Annotated in this window: 16 protein-coding genes and 2 pseudogenes; 15 read left to right on the forward strand and 3 right to left on the reverse strand. The window is 66.8% G+C overall.

The features are described 5' to 3' along the window. Positions 1-15: 15 nt before the first annotated feature. Positions 16-480, reverse strand: a pseudogene (locus JWP83_RS20245) (SRPBCC family protein). Between the two features lie 132 nt (positions 481-612). On the opposite strand from JWP83_RS20245, the gene JWP83_RS20250 reads away from it, so the two are divergent. Genes JWP83_RS20250 through JWP83_RS20260 form a run of 3 tightly spaced genes read left to right on the forward strand, consistent with a single transcriptional unit; the run spans position 613 to position 3595 of the window. Next, the gene (locus tag JWP83_RS20250; RefSeq protein WP_297733713.1) at positions 613-1494 is read left to right on the forward strand and encodes an acyl-CoA thioesterase II; all 882 of its coding nucleotides are present in this window, start codon (positions 613-615) and stop codon (positions 1492-1494) included. Positions 1495-1519: 25 nt separating this feature from the next. Next, the gene (locus tag JWP83_RS20255; protein WP_297733716.1) at positions 1520-2440 is read left to right on the forward strand and encodes an LLM class F420-dependent oxidoreductase; all 921 of its coding nucleotides are present in this window, start codon (positions 1520-1522) and stop codon (positions 2438-2440) included. Then, complete coding sequence (locus JWP83_RS20260) at positions 2441-3595, forward strand: acyl-CoA dehydrogenase family protein (protein ID WP_297733719.1); 1155 nt, start codon at positions 2441-2443, stop codon at positions 3593-3595. A gap of 74 nt (positions 3596-3669) precedes the next feature. Here the strand turns inward: JWP83_RS20260 and JWP83_RS20265 are convergent, their stop codons facing one another. After that, entirely contained in the window at positions 3670-4356 is a 687-nt protein-coding gene (locus JWP83_RS20265) for a DUF427 domain-containing protein (RefSeq protein ID WP_297733722.1), read from the reverse strand. 98 nt (positions 4357-4454) lie between these two features. On the opposite strand from JWP83_RS20265, the gene JWP83_RS20270 reads away from it, so the two are divergent. The 6 genes and pseudogenes from JWP83_RS20270 (at position 4455) to JWP83_RS20295 (ending at position 8849) form a co-directional block, all read left to right on the forward strand. Beyond that, positions 4455-5633, forward strand: coding sequence for a CoA transferase (locus tag JWP83_RS20270; RefSeq protein WP_297733725.1), 1179 nt, complete (start codon positions 4455-4457; stop codon positions 5631-5633). A gap of 72 nt (positions 5634-5705) precedes the next feature. Beyond that, positions 5706-6284, forward strand: a complete 579-nt coding sequence (locus JWP83_RS20275) for a hypothetical protein (protein ID WP_297733728.1) — start codon at positions 5706-5708, stop codon at positions 6282-6284. Positions 6285-6312: 28 nt separating this feature from the next. After that, positions 6313-6501: pseudogene (locus JWP83_RS20280) on the forward strand (alpha/beta hydrolase); the annotation flags it as partial. Positions 6502-6527: 26 nt separating this feature from the next. Next, positions 6528-7835, forward strand: coding sequence for a hydroxyacid-oxoacid transhydrogenase (locus JWP83_RS20285; protein WP_297733732.1), 1308 nt, complete (start codon positions 6528-6530; stop codon positions 7833-7835). A 26-nt stretch (positions 7836-7861) separates the two neighbouring features. Further along, entirely contained in the window at positions 7862-8347 is a 486-nt protein-coding gene (locus JWP83_RS20290; RefSeq protein WP_297733735.1) for a thioesterase family protein, read from the forward strand. A 61-nt stretch (positions 8348-8408) separates the two neighbouring features. Beyond that, positions 8409-8849 (forward strand): SRPBCC family protein, encoded by a 441-nt coding sequence (locus JWP83_RS20295; protein ID WP_297733738.1) that lies wholly within the window; start codon positions 8409-8411, stop codon positions 8847-8849. 33 nt (positions 8850-8882) lie between these two features. Here JWP83_RS20295 and JWP83_RS20300 read toward each other — a convergent pair whose 3' ends face one another. After that, complete coding sequence (locus tag JWP83_RS20300; protein ID WP_297733761.1) at positions 8883-9575, reverse strand: GntR family transcriptional regulator; 693 nt, start codon at positions 9573-9575, stop codon at positions 8883-8885. A gap of 139 nt (positions 9576-9714) precedes the next feature. Between JWP83_RS20300 and fadD5 the strand changes: the two genes are divergently transcribed. From fadD5 to JWP83_RS20330, 6 genes are all read left to right on the forward strand, one after another. After that, entirely contained in the window at positions 9715-11355 is a 1641-nt protein-coding gene (gene fadD5, locus JWP83_RS20305) for a fatty-acid--CoA ligase FadD5 (protein WP_297733741.1), read from the forward strand. A gap of 251 nt (positions 11356-11606) precedes the next feature. Beyond that, positions 11607-12386: an ABC transporter permease gene (locus JWP83_RS20310; RefSeq protein ID WP_297733765.1), complete on the forward strand. Its 780-nt coding sequence runs from the start codon at positions 11607-11609 to the stop codon at positions 12384-12386. Position 12387: 1 nt separating this feature from the next. Then, entirely contained in the window at positions 12388-13257 is an 870-nt protein-coding gene (locus JWP83_RS20315; protein WP_297733744.1) for an ABC transporter permease, read from the forward strand. A 2-nt stretch (positions 13258-13259) separates the two neighbouring features. Then, positions 13260-14609 (forward strand): MCE family protein, encoded by a 1350-nt coding sequence (locus tag JWP83_RS20320; protein ID WP_297733747.1) that lies wholly within the window; start codon positions 13260-13262, stop codon positions 14607-14609. Next, positions 14606-15646 (forward strand): virulence factor Mce family protein, encoded by a 1041-nt coding sequence (locus JWP83_RS20325; RefSeq protein ID WP_297733750.1) that lies wholly within the window; start codon positions 14606-14608, stop codon positions 15644-15646. The genes JWP83_RS20320 and JWP83_RS20325 overlap by 4 nt, the downstream gene beginning before the upstream one ends. Further along, a partial coding sequence (locus JWP83_RS20330) for a virulence factor Mce family protein (protein WP_297733753.1) occupies positions 15643-17071 on the forward strand: 1429 nt, incomplete at its 3' end. The genes JWP83_RS20325 and JWP83_RS20330, both read left to right, overlap by 4 nt.

Raw genomic sequence — 17071 nt, forward strand, 5'->3', positions numbered from 1 at the left:
AACACTGCCAAAGTGTCACGCACGACGTGCGTCGGTGTCAATCTCGGCCAGCTCGCGCGCCACTGCCCGGCGGTAGGCGTCGATCCTCGCCGGATTGGCCTGCTGGAAGAGCGGATCGGGCACCGCGCGTGCTTGTACGCCTCGATCGTCATGGGGCGCGAGAACAGCGTGTTGTCCCGCCCGGGCCTGGCGAACCCCGTACGAGACGGTGATCCGACCCACCATTCCGCCATTGCCCTGGCGGTCATGGCCGAGGCGACCCACCGAATCGAATACGAACAGTGGGCCGATCGGCGATCGCCAGCTGCCTGCTGTCGATCCGGTCGCCGTCGGGACCGGCTTCCTCCCAGGTGTCACCGACCTTCAGCGGAAGCTCCGGCTACTTGCCGGTGTGCGCGCTGCCGGATAGGTCTTCGTCCAGTTGGCCGGATTGGTGACGAAGTCGTACACGGCCTCGGCGGTGCTCGTCACTATGCCCAATTGTTTTGCCTCTGTGTGCTTTCCGTTGGTGGGGTCGATGCCCTGGCCCGCAGCCTTGTTAGCTAAGCTTTACAAATCCTACTCAAAGTGTCACGCTGAGCCGTGAGCTGCTAGCGCGAGAGGCGGACGGATTTGACCACAGAGTCGGAGCAGACTGAGTGGACGGTGCAAAGCCTGCTGGACCTGTTCGACGTGCAGGCCGACGGGCGAGATCGGTTCACCGGCGACACCGGGATCGCCGTCGGCGACGAGCGGCAGGTGGTGGAGGGCACCCAGGTGCTGGCCCAGGCGATTGTCGCGGTGGCCAAGCGATTCCCGGACAAGTCGGTGCGCTCGGCACACGCGATATTCTCCCGTGCCGTGGTCGTCGGCGCGTCGATCGAACTCGTCCTCGACGTCGTGGCCGAGGGCCGGTCCACCGCCACCGCGGTCGTCGCCGTGCATCAGAACGGCCGGCGCTGCCTGAGCATCACGGTGCTGGCCGACGTCCCGACGGGCGACGTCATCCGCCACCACCTGCCGCGCCCCGACGTGGCGGCCCCGGCCGACGCTAACCGTTCGCCGATGCCGATGGTCGGGCGGGAACTGCGCCTCGTCGACGTCGTCGACGTCAACAGCCCCGACGAGGTCGGGCCGCCCGAGCTGTACGCGTGGCTGCACTACGACCCGATCCCGGCCCGCGACGACCTGGCCAAGGCGCTCGTCGCGTACTTCACCGGGCATCTGGGGATTTCCGCCACGATGCGGGCGCACCCGGGCATCGGCACCAGCCAGGCGCACCTGACCGTGTCCACCGCACCGATGAGCATCTCGGTCGCCTTCCACGAACCCGTGCGTTGGCACGGGTGGCTGCTCTACACCCATGAGAGCACCCAGGTCGGCGCGGGAATGTCGTACGTGCGCGGCACGGTGCACGCGCAAGAGGGTGATTTGTTGTGCTCCTTCGCCCAAGAGGCGCTGATCCGGCCGCTGCGCACCAGCGACACGGCGATCGACTCGCGCGCGCGTTTCTAGCGCTGAGACGCACCGGGAGACGTTTATGCGCTTCACAATCACCCACCCCATGCACAGCCATCCGTACAACCCGGAGTTGGTGAGCGGGGACGGTATCGGGAAGGTGGCCGCGGCCACAGAAGCGGCCGGCATTCACGGTTTCGGCTTCACCGACCACCCAGCACCGTCGCAGCGGTGGCTGGAGGCCGGGGGGCACGACGCGTTAGATCCTTTTGTCGCATTGGGTTTCGCGGCGGCCAGGACAACAACGCTGCGCCTGATCCCCAACATCGTGGTGTTGCCGTATCGAAACCCGTTCGTGGTGGCCAAGTCCGGCGCCACGCTCGACCTGCTCTCGGGTGGCCGATTCACGCTCGCGGTGGGGGTGGGCTACCTCAAACGGGAGTTCGCGGCGCTGGGTGTGACCTACGACGAGCGGATCGAGCTGTTCGAGGAAGCGCTGCAGGTGATCCGGGCGGTGTGGACCGGCGACGACATTTCGTTCGAGGGAAAGCATTTCACCGCACGTGGCATCACGGCGCATCCGCGCCCGGTCAGTCAGCCGCATCCGCCGATCTGGATCGGCGGCAACACGTCGGCGTCTCGCCAGCGAGTGGCGCAGTACGGCGACGGCTGGTGTCCGTTTCCCGCCCCGGCGCAGCTGGCCAAGACTTCCGGCACGGCCGTCATCGACTCCGTTCAGCGCCTCAGCGAAGGCATCGACGATCTGCGACGCCGCTGCGATGCCGCGGGCAGGGACTGGTCGGCGATCGACATCACCTTCACCAACTTCGAGGGCGGCAGCCCAACCGACGACCGCTTCAACGCCGACGCCTACCTGGGCGGTCTGGAAAAGCTTGCGGCCCTGGGGGTGACGTGGGTCAGCGTCGGGCTGCCCGGCGACAGCATGGCGCACGCGCTCGAAACCCTGGATCGGTTCCGCACTCATGTGATCGACGTTATGTAAATGGACTTCTCAGCCGTCGAGCTCAGCGCCGAGGACCAGGTCTTTCTCGATGAGATCCGGGCGTTCATAACGAAGCACGTCACCGACGAAGTGCTGCGTCGCCAGCGAGAGTTCGGTGAAAACTTTGACGAGCAAGTGCATCTGGCGTTGGGCGAAGCCGGCTATCTGGCCTCGGATTGGCGGCTTGAGTCCGAGGGCGGATTCAGCGCGGTCCGTCGGCGCATCTTTCATCTCGAGATCGCCCGGGCCCACACGCCTTGGTACCACTGGGGAACCACGTCCGTCGTCGCGCGGCTGGTGCAGCAATTCGGCGCGCCGGAGCTCGCCGGCAAGGTCGTGCCCGGCGTGTTGTCCGGCGAGATCCGGCTATGTCTGGGGTACACCGAACCCGAGGGCGGCTCGGACGTCGCCACCTGCAAGACCCGGGCCGTGCGGGATGGGGGCGGATCTAGCTGGGTTATTAATGGGTCCAAGATGTTCACCTCGAACGCGCAGAACGCCCGGTACGTCTTCCTGCTCACCAACACCGACCCGCAAGGCTCCAAACACAAGAACCTGACGATGTTTCTGGTGCCGCTCGATACACCGGGCATCGAGATTCAGGCCATCCGCACCCTGGACGGCGACCGCACCAACATCGTCTACTACAGCGACGTGCGCGTCGACGACCTCTACCGCATCGGTGAGGTCAACGGCGGCTGGACGGTGATGCGCTCGGCGCTGGACTCCGAGCACGGCATCGTGGACCCGGACGACCATGGCTTGCAATACATTGCGGCGATATCGGCTCACGGCGACCTGATGGCCGAGGTGGTCGACACCGTCGCGGCGTTCGTCGCGGAGGTGGACGACGAGTCGGTGAAATACCGGCTCGGGCGCGGCATCGCCCGGATGGAGGCGGCGCTGTCCACGCCCGGGATGTTCGGGCGCGTTGCGATCGCGCAGACGATGCGCGACATCTCCCCGGATTTGATGGACATCCTGGGGACGGCGTCGGCGTTGCCCGCCGGCATCCGGGCGTCCGCCACCGACGGTGCGGCAGAACACCTTTACCGGCTCGCGTTACCCGTCGGCATCTACGGCGGCACCCTGGAGGTCTTCCGCAACATGATCGCCCAGCACACGCTGAAGCTCGGGCGCCCTAGCTACGGCTAGTTGAGTTTTCCGTGAAAGTGCAACTACCGACGGGGGCACTCGGCAAATGTGTTGCCAGTTGCACTTTCGCGGCATTAAGTGAGCGATGACGGCAGCTCGGCGACGACATCGACGCGCGCGGCGTCGAAACTGAAAAACCCCTTGATGGGAAGGCTTTCGGGCGGCGGTTCCTCGTAGCTCCACGCGACATCGTCGATGGCGCGGCCGTCGACGACAAACGACCAATACGTCGCAAAGCCCTTGTAGTTGCAGTAGCTCGACGTCTCCGATCGCCCCAGCAGGTCGGTGCGCACGTATTCGGGAGCGACGTAGAGGCGTGGCTCGAGCGCGGTCTCGAACAGGATCACCGTGTCGTCCGTGTCCACCACCGCGGTGCCATCGACCGAGACGCGCAGGCGGCGCTTCGTCGGGCGGCAGTCGACGCGGTGGTAGGGGTTCGGCGGATAGTGGACGAGCTCGCGGCCCTCCTCCAGCCAGCTGTCGACCGCGTCCCAGGGCACGCGGACGAAACCCGGCGCCGCGGGCTCCCGCTCGGTCGGTAGGTCGCCGACCTCGTCGGCCGGGAAGACGTAGCCAAGCGGGCGACCCCGCCGGTGCACCATCAGGGCCCGCTCGGTGTCGATCACCGAGTGCCCATCCCGGAAGGCCTGGACGCGCCGCGGGTGCGGTTCGACGTAGACCCCAGTGTCAGCCGGTATCGCGGGCAAGAACCGCCCGGCCGGATCGCCGCTGAGCGGACCTCGTCCGGCAACCAGACTCATGGTGTTCCCTTTCGTGACCTTGCCGAACGTGGGCTTATTGATGGCATATCACGCGTTTCGCGTGACACAACCCTACGTTCGCCGGTAAGAATCCAGCCATGGCCGGACCGGTAGCAGGCATCAAGGTCGTCGAACTCGGGGTCTGGGTGGCCGGACCGGCCGCCGGGGGCATCCTGGCCGACTGGGGCGCCGACGTGATCAAGATCGAGCCGCCGACCGGTGACCCGGGGCGCCTGTTCGGGCGGATGCTGGGCTGCGATCTCGGGGTCAACCCGCCGTTCGAAATGGACAACCGATCCAAGCGCAGCATCGTCCTGGACCTCACCACTGACCCGGGCCGCGACACCGCATTCGAATTGCTCTCTGACGCCGACGTTTTCCTGACCAACGTGCGGCCCGGGGCGTTGCAACGCCTCGGGCTCGACTTCGAATCGGTGTCGGCGCGCAACTCCCGCCTGGTCTACGGCCTGATCACCGGTTACGGCGAAACCGGGCCCGACGCCGAGCGCGCCGCCTACGACGTGGCGGCGTACTGGTCGCGCGCGGGTCTGGCCCATCTGCTCACCCGGCCGGGTGACACGCCGCCGTTCCAGCGCGGGGGCATGGGCGACCACTCGGCCGGGATGACCCTGGCCGCGGCCGTGTGTGCGGCGCTGCTCGCCCGCGAACGCACCGGCACGGGCCAACTGGTGACCACCTCGCTGTACCGCCAGGGCGCCTACACGGTCAGCTTCGACCTCAACACCTATCTGCTGACCGGCCAGCCGATCGCGATCGGCCAGCGCGAGTCGATGGGCAACCCGTGCATGAACAACTACACCGCCGCCGACGGGCGCCGCTTCTGGATCGTCGGGCTGGAGGCCGATCGGCACTGGCCGCCGCTGTGCCGCGCCGTCGGCCGCCCGGAGTGGTGCCAGGATCCCCGAGACCCCCGCTTCGGCGACGCCCGGTCCCGCGCGGCCAATGCGGTGCAGCTCGTCGCCGAGCTGGATCAGATCTTCGCGACCCGCCCGCTCGACGAATGGGCGCAGGTCTTCGCCGGCGAACCCGAACTCTTCTGGTCGCCGGTCAACTCGCTCGAGGACGTCGTGGCCGATGAGCAGTTCCACGCCGCGGGCGGCATCGTCGACGTGCCCGACGGCGAAGCCGGCGTCGCGATGGTGGCCACGCCGGCGGACTTCCATGGCACGCCGTGGGCGCCGCGCTTTGTGGCGCCGGAACTGGGCCAGCACACCGACGAGGTTCTCGCCGAACTCAAGGCCCGGCGGGGGAGGTGACCACCTTTACAAATTTTCCTCGAAGTGTCACGCTGTCCGGTGACAACAAGCCCAGCGTTGAGGAACGGAATGATGGTCACTCCAACGTTCGACATCAGCCACAACCGCCGGGTTAGCGCCGCACGAGCGACCCGCACAGACGGCGAGTTCCTGCGATATCGGCTGGACGTCGTCGCGGCCAGCGCCGCCGACGTCGTGCAGTCGGCCGGGGGTTGGCTCTACGACCGGGTGATGGCCGGATGGGAGGTGACCGTCCTGGTGCCGCACGGCTGCGATACCCGATCGCTGCGGATCCTCGGCGTGCGGGCATTGGACGCCGAGGCGCTCCCGGCCCTGACGGCCTCGAGCAGTCAGAGCCTGGCGGTCAGCGCCGAGGCGTTCACCGCCGACGCGCGCGTGCGGGAAAAGGTGCTCGCGTCCCTGGGCGACCGATTGACCGAGGTCGCGTTGTGGGGCGACGGGTGGCCCCTGGGCGTCAACCGCGCGATGACCCGAGGGCAACACGTGCTCAGCGCGGCGGCGCGCAGATTCAAGGGCTATGCCCTTGCGGCGGCCGGAATAGCCTGCGATTCAGTCGATCCCACCGAGGCACTGCTGTGCGAGAGAGCCCCGTATCCGCCGGTCGACTCAGAGCTGATCCGCCTCCACTAGCGCATCAAGAAGTACGACAGCCACACACTGTGCGGAGATCGACCCGGTTCGCGACGAAGCGGTCGACTATGCGCTACAACTGCTCCGCGCCAGGGTCTCCGCCGAGCTGCACGTGTTTCCGCGGGCCTGTCACGGCTTCGATTCGCTGCTGCCGGACTGGTCAGACTCCGAGCGGTTGTTCGCGCTGCAGGGCCAGGCCCTGCAGCGCGTCTGGTGAACCCGACCCGCCCTAGGATGGCACGGATGGCGTGCTGCGGTATCCCAATTGCTGCCGAGGGCTGCGACGGAGCCTTCACGGTCGACGCGTCGCGGGTGACCTTCGGGCGCGGTTGCCTGACGGAGATGGGCGACAGGGCCCGCGCTCTCGGGCTGCGGCGCGTGGCGTTGTTTTCCGACGCCGGCGTGGCCGGACTGCCCATCTTCGCCAAGGCGCACGAGTCGCTCGTCGCGGCCGGACTGGACGTCGTCAGCTATACCGACGTACATGTCGAGCCCACCGACGCGTCGTTTCGGGACGGCGCGCGTTTCGCGCAAGAGTGCAACCCCGACGGCTACGTGTCGCTGGGCGGCGGCTCGGTGATCGACACGTGCAAGGCCGCCAATCTGTACGCCACCTATCCCGCCGACTTGCTGACCTATGTCAACGCGCCGATCGGCGAGAGCAAACCCATACCCGGCCCGCTCAAGCCGCACCTCGCATGCCCCACCACGGCGGGCACCGGCAGCGAGGTAACCGGCATCGCGATCTTCGACTTTCTGTCGCTGAAGGCCAAGACGGGCATCGCCTCTCACGCGCTGCGCCCGACCGAGGCGCTCGTCGACCCCGACTGCACCGCGAGCCTGCCCCCCGAGGTCGTCGCCTCCGCGGGCCTCGACGTGCTGTCTCACGCTTTGGAGTCCTACACCGCGCGGCCCTACCTCCAGCGGCGCGCTCCCGAACGGCCCAGCCTGCGACCGATGAGTCAGGGTGCCAACCCGTGGAGCGATCTGGGCTGCCGTGAGGCGCTGCGCCTACTTGGGCAATTTCTGGAGCGTGCGACGAACGACGCCGCCGACACCGAGGCCCGTGAGCAAATGATGTGGGCCGCAACGCTTGCGGGCATCGCGTTTGGCAACGCGGGCGTCCACGCACCACACGGCATGGCCTACGCGGTGGCGGGGCTGGTACGTGACTTCCGCCCCCCGGGTTACCCGGCCGATGAGCCGCTCGTGCCGCATGGCATGGCCGTCATCCTCAATGCCCCGTCGTCGTTCCGCTTCACGGCGGAGGTGAGTCCGGAGCGGCACCTGGAGGGGGCGCGGCTGCTCGGCGCCGACACACGGGGCGCCGGCGCCAAGGACGCGGGCGAGGTGCTCGCCGATGAACTCATCCGCGTCATGCGGGCGGTGGGCATGCCGAACGGGCTGAGTGGGGTGGGCTACACCGAAGATGACGCGGCGGCCCTGACCGAGGGCGCTTATCCTCAGCAGCGCCTCCTACAGAACGCTCCGCGCGAGATCAGCAAACCGGTTCTGGCGGACCTGTTTCGGCAGGCCATGCGCTACTGGTAGTCGCGAAACGTGTTGGAATACAACCCATGAGTTCAGGGCAGTCGGTCCCCTCGGTTCCACCCGCACCGGAAGACCTGACCAGCGACGACTTCCCCGTGCTGTGGCCGGTGGGAACCCGGTGGGCCGACAACGACATGTTCGGCCACCTCAACAACGCCGTCTACTACCAGCTGTTCGACACCGCGATCAACGCCTGGATCAACACGAGCATCGGGCTTGACCCGCTCACCATTCCATCGCTCGGCATCGTCGCCGAGTCGGGCTGCCGCTACTTCTCCGAGCTGCATTTCCCGGAAAGGCTTGCGGTGGGCCTGGCGGTCACGCGGCTGGGCCGCAGCAGCGTCACCTACCGGCTCGGGGTATTCCGGGCCCCAAAAGCCCAAGAGAAGGTTCAACCGATCACCGCGCTGGGGCACTGGGTGCATGTCTACGTCGATCGGACCAGCCGTAAGCCGGTCCCCATTCCCGACGCCATCCGGTCGCTGCTGTCGACCGCCCGGGTCGGTCGCTGAGCGCGAAATCGCGCCCGGGGAGGTCGGTTTCGCGGCAGGCGCACCCGGCTATGCTTCGCCAATGCCAGTTTTGAGCAAGACCGTCGAGGTCAGTGCCGCCGCCGCGTCGATCATGGGCATCGTCGCCGATTTCGAGCGCTACCCGGAGTGGAACGAGGAGATCAAGGGCCTGTGGGTGCTCGCCCGGTACGACGACGGGCGCCCCAGCCAGCTCCGCCTCGACGCCGAGGTTCAGGGCATGAAGAGCACCTTGATCCAGGCCGTGTACTACCCGGGGGAAAACCAGATTCAGACCGTGCTGCAGCAAGGGGATTTGTTCTCCAAGCAGGAGCAGCTGTTCAGCGCGGTGGAGACCGGCTCGTCGACCTTGCTGACGGTGGACATGGACGTCGAGACCTCTTTGCCGGTGCCCGCGCCGATGGTGAAGCAGCTCCTCAACAACGTGCTGGACCACCTCGCGGAGAAGCTGAAGCAGCGCGCCGAGCAGCTGGCCACCAACTAGGCAGATGGTGGCGACCCGCCACTAGCGCCGGATTCAGTCGAAGATTCCGGCCCGGTCCAGCATTTCGGTCAGCCGGTTCGCCGCGTCGGTGAATTGCCAGACCGTGTGCTCTATCGCGGCGTGCGCGTCGCGCCGGCGCAGCGCCGCGATCAACTGCCGGTGGTGGGCGACAGTGGCCGCGCCCCATTCCGGATCGGCCGCGTAGACCTCCGCCGGGATGTAGTGCGCGGCGTTCAGCAGGAACCATGCCAACTTGATGCGGCCGCTGGCCTGGTTGAAGACGCGATGAAACGCGAACTCGATGCCCGCGATGGTCGCGGGCTCGCTGGAGCGGACGGCCGCTTCGAGCGCGTTGTTGATGCGGTCCAGCTCGTCGATCTCGGCGTCGGTGACGTGGTCGGTGGCGGCGGAGGCCAGCTGCCTGGCGATCGTCGCCTGCAGCCAGAAGATGTCCTGGATGTCTTGCCGGCTCAGCGGCATCACGACGTGGCCGCGGTGCGGTTCCAGCTGCACCATGCCCTCACCGCGGAGTTTCAGCAGGGCCTCACGCACCGGCGTGACGCTGACCCCGAGCTCGGCCGCGGTCTCGTCGAGGCGGATGAACATTCCCGGGCGCAACGCGCCGGACATGATCGCCGCGCGCAGGTGGCCCGCGACCGCGTCGGACAGCTGCGCCCGGCGCAGTGGCCGCCGGGTCCTCGGCTGCGTCGAAATCGGTGCGTTCACGCGGGCTGCCAGGGGTTTCGCGGTCTGGGCGGGTCTTGTCATTGCGGCACTAAAGCCATAATGTGACCCACGTAACACTATGTTTTATCAAATATCAACCTGGCGCAAGCGGTGCGCGAGGGGAAGGGGAGGCGACTAGTTGACCGCGCAATTGGCCGGCCATCTGACCCATGCCACCGAGCAGCCCTACCTCTCTCGGCGGCAGAACTGGGTCAACCAACTGGAACGGCACGCGCTGATGCAGCCGACCGCGACAGCGCTGCGGTTCCTGGGCAAAACGGTCACATGGCAGGCCTTGCACCGCCGGGTGGTGGCGCTGGCCGATGCGTTGAGCCGCCGAGGGGTCGGCTTCGGCGACCGGGTCATGATCCTGATGCTCAACCGCACCGAATTCGTCGAGGCGGTGCTGGCCGTCAACTCGCTGGGGGCCATCGCGGTCCCGCTCAACTTCCGGCTCACCTCGGCGGAGATCGTCTTCCTGGTCGAGGACTGCGAAGCGCGCGTGCTGATCACCGAAGCGGTGCTCGCTCCGGTGGCCGCCGGGGTTCGCGACATCCAGCCGATGCTCGACACCATCGTGGTGGCCGGTGGATCGACCGACGAAGGCGGGTTCGGCTACGAAGACCTCATTAACGAGCCCGGCGACCCACGCGGCCCCGTTGACATCCCGAACGATTCGCCGGCGCTGATCATGTACACCTCGGGCACCACCGGCCGGCCCAAAGGCGCGGTGCTGACCCACACGAATCTGACCGGCCAGATGATGACCGGGCTGTACACCAACGGCGCCGATATAAATAGCGACGTCGGTTTCGTCGGTGTCCCGTTCTTTCACATCGCCGGCGTCGGCAACCTGCTGGCGGGCCTGCTACTGGGCGTCCCGACGGTGATCTATCCGCTGGGTGCGTTCGACCCCGGGCAGCTGCTCGACGTGTTGGCCGCGGAAAAGGTCACCAGCCTGTTTTTGGTCCCCGCGCAGTGGCAGGCGGTGTGTGCCGAGCAGCAGGCACGACCCCGTGAGCTGAGTTTGCGGGTGATGTCGTGGGGGGCCGCCCCGGCGCCGGACGCGTTGCTGCGGGAGATGTCGGCAACGTTCCCCGGGACCCAGATACTGGCCGCGTTCGGCCAGACCGAGATGTCGCCGGTGACCTGCATGCTGCTCGGTGAGGACGCGATCCGGAAGCGCGGCTCGGTGGGCAAGGTGATCCCCACGGTCGCCGCCCGCGTGGTCGACGAAAACATGAGTGACGTCGCCGTCGGCGAGGTGGGAGAGATCGTCTACCGGGCGCCGACGTTGATGAGCGGCTACTGGAACAACCCGGAGGCCACCGCGGAGGCCTTCGCGGGCGGTTGGTTCCATTCGGGGGACCTCGTTCGGATGGACGAGGACGGCTACGTCTGGGTGGTGGATCGCAAGAAGGACATGATCATTTCCGGCGGCGAGAACATCTACTGCGCAGAGGTCGAGAACGTTCTCGCCGGCCATCCCAAGATCGTCGAAGTCGCCGTCATCGGCCGGGCCCACGAGAAGTGGGGCGAGGTGCCGATCGCGGTTGCGGCGGTCGCGGGCGACCCGCTGCGGCTCGATGATCTGCTCGAGTTCCTCGCCGAGCGGCTCGCGCGTTACAAGCATCCGAAGGCGCTCGAGATCGTCGATGCCCTGCCCCGCAACCCGGCCGGGAAGGTCCTCAAGACTGAGCTACGGATGCGCTACGGGGTCGCCATTATGGCCGAAAGCGCCTCCGCGGCAAGGGATTTAACGAACGGAGAGGAAGGTTGACGGAACCTGTAACGTTTGCCCGCTGTTGACGAAGGGTTAATTGTGCGGATGCAGTTCACACGCTCGCGGCCATCGGGTACATTCCTGTGGTCTCCGTTACTACTTGCGAGTAGGGGGCCGATGGTCACAGACACATGGTCGGGGCAAGGTGGCGGCGTGCGACACGTTCTGCCGCGGGCCCGCCAGGCGCGCGAGGTCGAGGTGAGGGGGAAACGGTGACTTCGACGACCGAAAGTCGACGGGGCCCCTACTTGGTCGGCTATCTGCGCGACCAGTTGGAGACGCCGCTGACGCTCATCGGTGGGTTCTTCCGGATGTGCGTGCTGACCGGCAAGGCGCTGTTCCGCTGGCCTTTCCAATGGCGCGAATTCGTCCTGCAGTGCTGGTTCATCATGAGGGTGGCGTTTCTGCCGACCATCATGGTCTCGATCCCGCTGACCGTCCTCCTGATCTTCACCCTCAACGTCCTGCTGGCCCAGTTCGGCGCCGCGGACCTGTCCGGCGCGGGCGCCGCCATCGGTGCGGTCACCCAGCTCGGGCCGCTGACCACGGTGCTGGTGGTCGCCGGCGCCGGGTCGACCGCGATCTGCGCGGACCTGGGTGCTCGCACCATCCGCGAGGAGATCGACGCGATGGAGGTGCTCGGCATCGACCCCATCCACCGTCTGGTGGTGCCCCGGGTGATCGCCGCGACCCTGGTCGCCACGCTGCTCAACGGGCTGGTTATCACCGTCGGTCTGGTCGGCGGCTACCTGTTCGGGGTGTACCTGCAGAACGTGTCGGGCGGGGCGTACCTCGCCACCCTGACCACCATCACGGGCCTCCCGGAGGTGATCATCGCCACGGTCAAAGCCGCCATGTTCGGCCTCATTGCCGGCCTCGTCGGCTGTTACCGCGGGCTGACCGTGCGCGGCGGCTCCAAGGGCCTGGGCACCGCCGTCAACGAAACCGTGGTGCTCTGCGTGGTCGCGCTGTATGCGGTCAACGTGGTGCTGACCACCATCGGTGTGCGATTCGGAACGGGGCGCTGACATGTCGACCGGTGCCGTGGTGCGCGCCCGCTTCCCGCGGGCGGTCGAAAACCTCAACCGCTATGGCGGTGCCTTCGGCCGCGGGATCGACGACATCGGGCAGATGGCCTGGTTCGGGGCGGTGGCCCTCGGGCACATCCCGCACGCGCTGCGCAACTACCGCAAGGAAACCCTGCGGCTGATCGCCCAGATCGGCATGGGCACCGGCGCAATGGCCGTTGTCGGTGGCACCGTCGCGATCGTCGGTTTCGTGACGCTGTCCGGCAGCTCCCTGGTCGCCATCCAGGGCTTCGCGTCCCTCGGAAACATCGGCGTCGAGGCGTTCACCGGCTTCTTCGCCGCGCTGATCAACGTGCGCATCGCCGCGCCCGTCGTCACCGGCATCTCGATGGCCGCCACGGTCGGCGCCGGCGCCACCGCGGAGCTGGGTGCCATGCGCATCAGCGAAGAGATCGACGCGCTCGAGGTGATGGGCATCAAGTCGATCTCGTTTTTGGCGACCACGCGGATCATGGCCGGGCTGGTGGTGATCATTCCGCTCTACTCGCTGGCGATGATCATGTCGTTTTTGTCGCCGCAGATCACCACGACGGTGCTGTACGGACAGTCCCATGGCACCTACGAGCACTACTTCCGGACGTTTTTGCGCCCCGACGACGTGTTCTGGTCGTTCGTGGAGGCCATCATCATCACGGCGGTGGTGATGATCACCCACTGCTTCTACGGGTACAACGCCGGCGGCGGGCCCGTCGGCGTGGGCGAGGCCGTCGGCCGATCGATGCGCTTCTCGCTGGTGTCGGTCCAGGTTGTAGTTTTGGCCGCCGCGTTGGCGCTGTACGGCGTCAACCCCAACTTCGCATTAACGGTGTAGCCATGACCACCACATCAGGGCCCGCCGGAAAGATCAACCCGCCCCGCAACCCGCCGTACAAGCTGGCCGGGGTCGCAGTTCTTGTCGTCGCGGCCGTGCTTCTCGTCCTGGTATACGGGCAGTTCCGGGGCGACTTCACCCCGAAGACCAAGCTGACGATGGTCGCCTCGCGGGCCGGCCTGGTCATGGATCCCGGCTCCAAGGTCACCTACAACGGGGTGGAGATCGGCCGGGTCGCCAGCATCTCCGAGATCGTGCGCGACGGCAGGCCGGCCGCCAAGTTCAGCCTCGACGTGTATCCGAGATACCTCAAGCTGATTCCGGCGAACGTGAGCGCCGACATCAAAGCGACCACGGTGTTCGGCGGTAAGTACGTGTCGTTGACGACGCCGCAAAACCCGTCGCCGCAACGGATCACACCGCAGACCGTGATCGACGCCAGAACCGTGACCACGGAGATCAACACGCTGTTCCAGACCCTCACCGAGATCGCGCAGAAGGTCGACCCGGTGAAGCTGAACCTGACGCTGAGCGCCGCCGCGCAATCGCTGGCCGGCCTGGGTGACAGGTTCGGTCAGTCAATCGTCAACGCCAACGCGATCCTCGACGACGTCAACCCGCAGATGCCGCAGGCACGTCACGACATCCAGCAGCTGGCGGGCCTCGGCGACACCTACGCCAACGCCGCGCCGGACCTCTTCGACTTCCTCAACAACGCGGTCGTCACGTCGCGCACGATCAACCAACAGCAGAAGGATCTCGACCAGGCGTTGTTGTCGGCGGCCGGCTTCGGCAACACCGGCGCCGACATTTTCGAGAGGGGCGGGCCATACCTGGCGCGTGGGGCCAAAGACCTGGTGCCCACGGCCGAGCTGCTGGACACCTACAGCCCGGAGCTGTTCTGCACCGTGCGCAACTACCACGACATCGAGCCGAAGGCCACGACGTTCCTCGGCGGCAACGGCTACTCGCTGAATGCCCACACCGAGCTGCTGTCGGGCTTGGGGCTGCTTCTGAACCCCCTCTCGGCGACCACCATCATCGGTCTGATCGGCCTCTTCGCGCTGCCCACTCAGGGGCTCGCGGGGCTCGGCGGGTTGGCCGGGCTCGTGGGCGGGGCGCCCAATCCCTACATATATCCCGAAAACCTGCCGAGGGTGAACAGTCGCGGAGGACCGGGGGGCGCGCCGGGTTGTTGGCAGCAGATCACCCACGATCTGTGGCCCGCGCCCGAGTTGGTGATGGACTCCGGCAACAGCATTGCGCCGTACAACCACCTAGACACCGGTTCGCCATATGCGATCGAGTACGTCTGGGGACGCCAGGTAGGGGATAACACGATCAACCCATGAAAATCACTGGTACCCTCGTCCGACTCGGCATCTTCTCACTGGTGCTGGTGCTGTTCACTGTGATGATCATCGTGGTGTTCGGCCAGATGCGCTTCGACCGCACCTACGGGTACTCGGCGGAATTCACCAACATCAGCGGGCTGCGGCAGGGCCAATTCGTCCGGGCCTCGGGTGTGGAGATCGGCAAGGTCAGTTCGGTGAAGCGGGTCGACGGCGGCAGGCGGGCCCAGGTGGACTTCAGCGTCGACCGCGCGATCCCGCTGTATCAGTCGACCTCCGCCCAGATCCGCTACCTCGACCTGATCGGCAACCGGTACCTGGAGCTCAAACGCGGCGAGGGCGAGGGCTCCGACAAGGTTCTGCCGCCGGGCGGATTCATCCCCGCGTCGCGGACCTCGCCGGCGCTTGACCTCGACGCGCTCATCGGCGGTTTCAAGCCGCTGTTTAGGGCGTTGGATCCGCAAAAGGTCAATACCATCGCCACGGCCCTGGTCACGGTGTTCCAGGGGCAGGGCGGAACCATCAACGACATCCTCGACCAGACCGCGCAGCTGACCTCGCAGCTCGGGGAGCGCGATCAGGCGATCGGCGAGGTGATCAAGAACCTCAACATCGTCCTGGACACCACGGTTCGGCATCGCCAGCAATTCGATCAGACCGTCAACAACCTCGAAGTCCTGATCACCGGGCTGAAGGGCCACAGCGATCAGCTGGCCGGCGGGACCGCCCACATCAGCAATGCGGCGGGGACGGTGGCCGATCTGCTGGCCGAGGACCGCGGCCTGCTGCACAACAGCCTCAACTACCTCGACGCCGTTCAGCAGCCGCTCATCGATCAGCGTGAACAGCTGAACGACTTCATCCACAAGGTGCCGACCGCGCTGAACATGATCGGCCGCACCATCGGTTCCTACGGCGACTTCGTCAACTTCTACGCCTGCGACATCACCCTCAAGCTCAACGGGTTGCAGGCCGGTGGTCCGGTGCGCACGGTGCGGCTCTTCCAGCAGCCGACGGGCAGGTGCACGCCGCAATGAGAACGCTGGAACCTGCCAATCGGGTGCGCATCGGCGTGATGGGCATCCTTGTGACGCTCCTCGTCATCGGCGTCGGTCAAAGCTTCACGAGCGTGCCCATGCTGATGGCCAAACCGCACTACTACGGGCAGTTCACCGACACCGGCGGTCTCAGCACCGGCGACAAAGTGCGCATCGCCGGCCTGGACATCGGGAAGGTGGAGAGCCTCAAGATCGACGGCGACCACGTCTTGATCAAATTCAATCTCGGCACCGCAAGCATCGGCACCGAGAGCCGACTGGCCATCAAGACGGACACCATCCTGGGCAAGAAGGTCCTCGAGATCGAGAATCGGGGCAGCCAGGAGCTGCGGCCGGGGGCCACATTGCCGATCGGGCAGAGCACCACGCCGTATCAGATCTATGACGCGTTCTTCGACGTGACCAAGGCCGCCCAGGGGTGGGACATCGACACGGTCAAGCAGTCACTGCATGTGTTGTCGGAGACGATCGACCAGACCTACCCGCACTTGAGCTCCGCGCTCGATGGCGTGGCCAAGTTCTCCGACACGATCGGCAAGCGCGACGAGGAGGTCAAGCACCTGCTCGCCCAGGCCAATCAGGTGGCCAGCATCCTGGGTGACCGCAGCGACCAGATCGACCGGCTGCTGGTCAACACGAAGGTGCTGCTGGCCGCTTTCAACGAGCGCGGCCAGGCCATCAACGCATTGCTGGGGAACATCGCCGCCTTCTCCGAACAGGTGAAGGGATTCATCAACGACAACCCCAACCTGAACCACGTGCTGGAACAGCTGCGCACGGTCAGCGACATCCTGGTCCAGCGCAAAGACGACCTCGCCGCCGGTTTCACCGAGGTCGGCAGGTTCCTCCCGTCGCTGAACGAGTCCATCGCGTCCGGACCGTTCTTCAAGGTGGTGCTGCACAACCTGGCGCCCTACCAGATCCTGCAGCCGTGGGTCGACGCCGCGTTCAAGAAGCGCGGCATTGACCCGGAGAACTTCTGGCGCAGCGCCGGTCTGCCGGAGTTCCGGTGGCCCGACCCGAACGGCGCCCGGTTGCCCAACGGCGCGCCGCCGCCGGCGCCGCCGGTGCTGGAGGGGACCCCGGATCATCCGGGACCGGCCGTGCCGCCAGGGTCGCCGTGCTCGTACACGCCGGCCAATCCCGGTGGCAACGTGACCGTCGGGGACGAGGGTCTGCCGCGGCCGTGGAACCCGTTGCCCTGCGCGGGCGCGACCATCGGCCCCTTCGGTGGCCCCGGCTTCCCGGCGCCGGTGGACGTCGCGACGTCGCCCCCGAACCCCGACGGCCTGCCGCCCACCCCGGGCATCCCGATCGCGGGGCGTCCGGGGGATCCGCCTCCGAACGTTCCGGGCACGCCGGTGCCGATACCGGCGCAAGCGCCGCCGGGCGCGCGCACCGAGA

The organism is Mycobacterium sp. (genome assembly GCF_025965855.1).
GTDB lineage: Bacteria > Actinomycetota > Actinomycetes > Mycobacteriales > Mycobacteriaceae > Mycobacterium.

Coding starts and splice junctions, on each gene's coding strand:
- JWP83_RS20255 (WP_297733716.1), top strand. CDS start 1,520: ATGCGCTTCACAATCACCCACCCCATGCACAGCCATCCGTACAACCCG.
- JWP83_RS20260 (WP_297733719.1), top strand. CDS start 2,441: ATGGACTTCTCAGCCGTCGAGCTCAGCGCCGAGGACCAGGTCTTTCTC.
- JWP83_RS20265 (WP_297733722.1), bottom strand. CDS start 4,356: ATGAGTCTGGTTGCCGGACGAGGTCCGCTCAGCGGCGATCCGGCCGGG.
- JWP83_RS20270 (WP_297733725.1), top strand. CDS start 4,455: ATGGCCGGACCGGTAGCAGGCATCAAGGTCGTCGAACTCGGGGTCTGG.
- JWP83_RS20275 (WP_297733728.1), top strand. CDS start 5,706: ATGGTCACTCCAACGTTCGACATCAGCCACAACCGCCGGGTTAGCGCC.
- JWP83_RS20285 (WP_297733732.1), top strand. CDS start 6,528: ATGGCGTGCTGCGGTATCCCAATTGCTGCCGAGGGCTGCGACGGAGCC.
- JWP83_RS20290 (WP_297733735.1), top strand. CDS start 7,862: ATGAGTTCAGGGCAGTCGGTCCCCTCGGTTCCACCCGCACCGGAAGAC.
- JWP83_RS20295 (WP_297733738.1), top strand. CDS start 8,409: ATGCCAGTTTTGAGCAAGACCGTCGAGGTCAGTGCCGCCGCCGCGTCG.
- JWP83_RS20315 (WP_297733744.1), top strand. CDS start 12,388: ATGTCGACCGGTGCCGTGGTGCGCGCCCGCTTCCCGCGGGCGGTCGAA.
- JWP83_RS20320 (WP_297733747.1), top strand. CDS start 13,260: ATGACCACCACATCAGGGCCCGCCGGAAAGATCAACCCGCCCCGCAAC.
- JWP83_RS20325 (WP_297733750.1), top strand. CDS start 14,606: ATGAAAATCACTGGTACCCTCGTCCGACTCGGCATCTTCTCACTGGTG.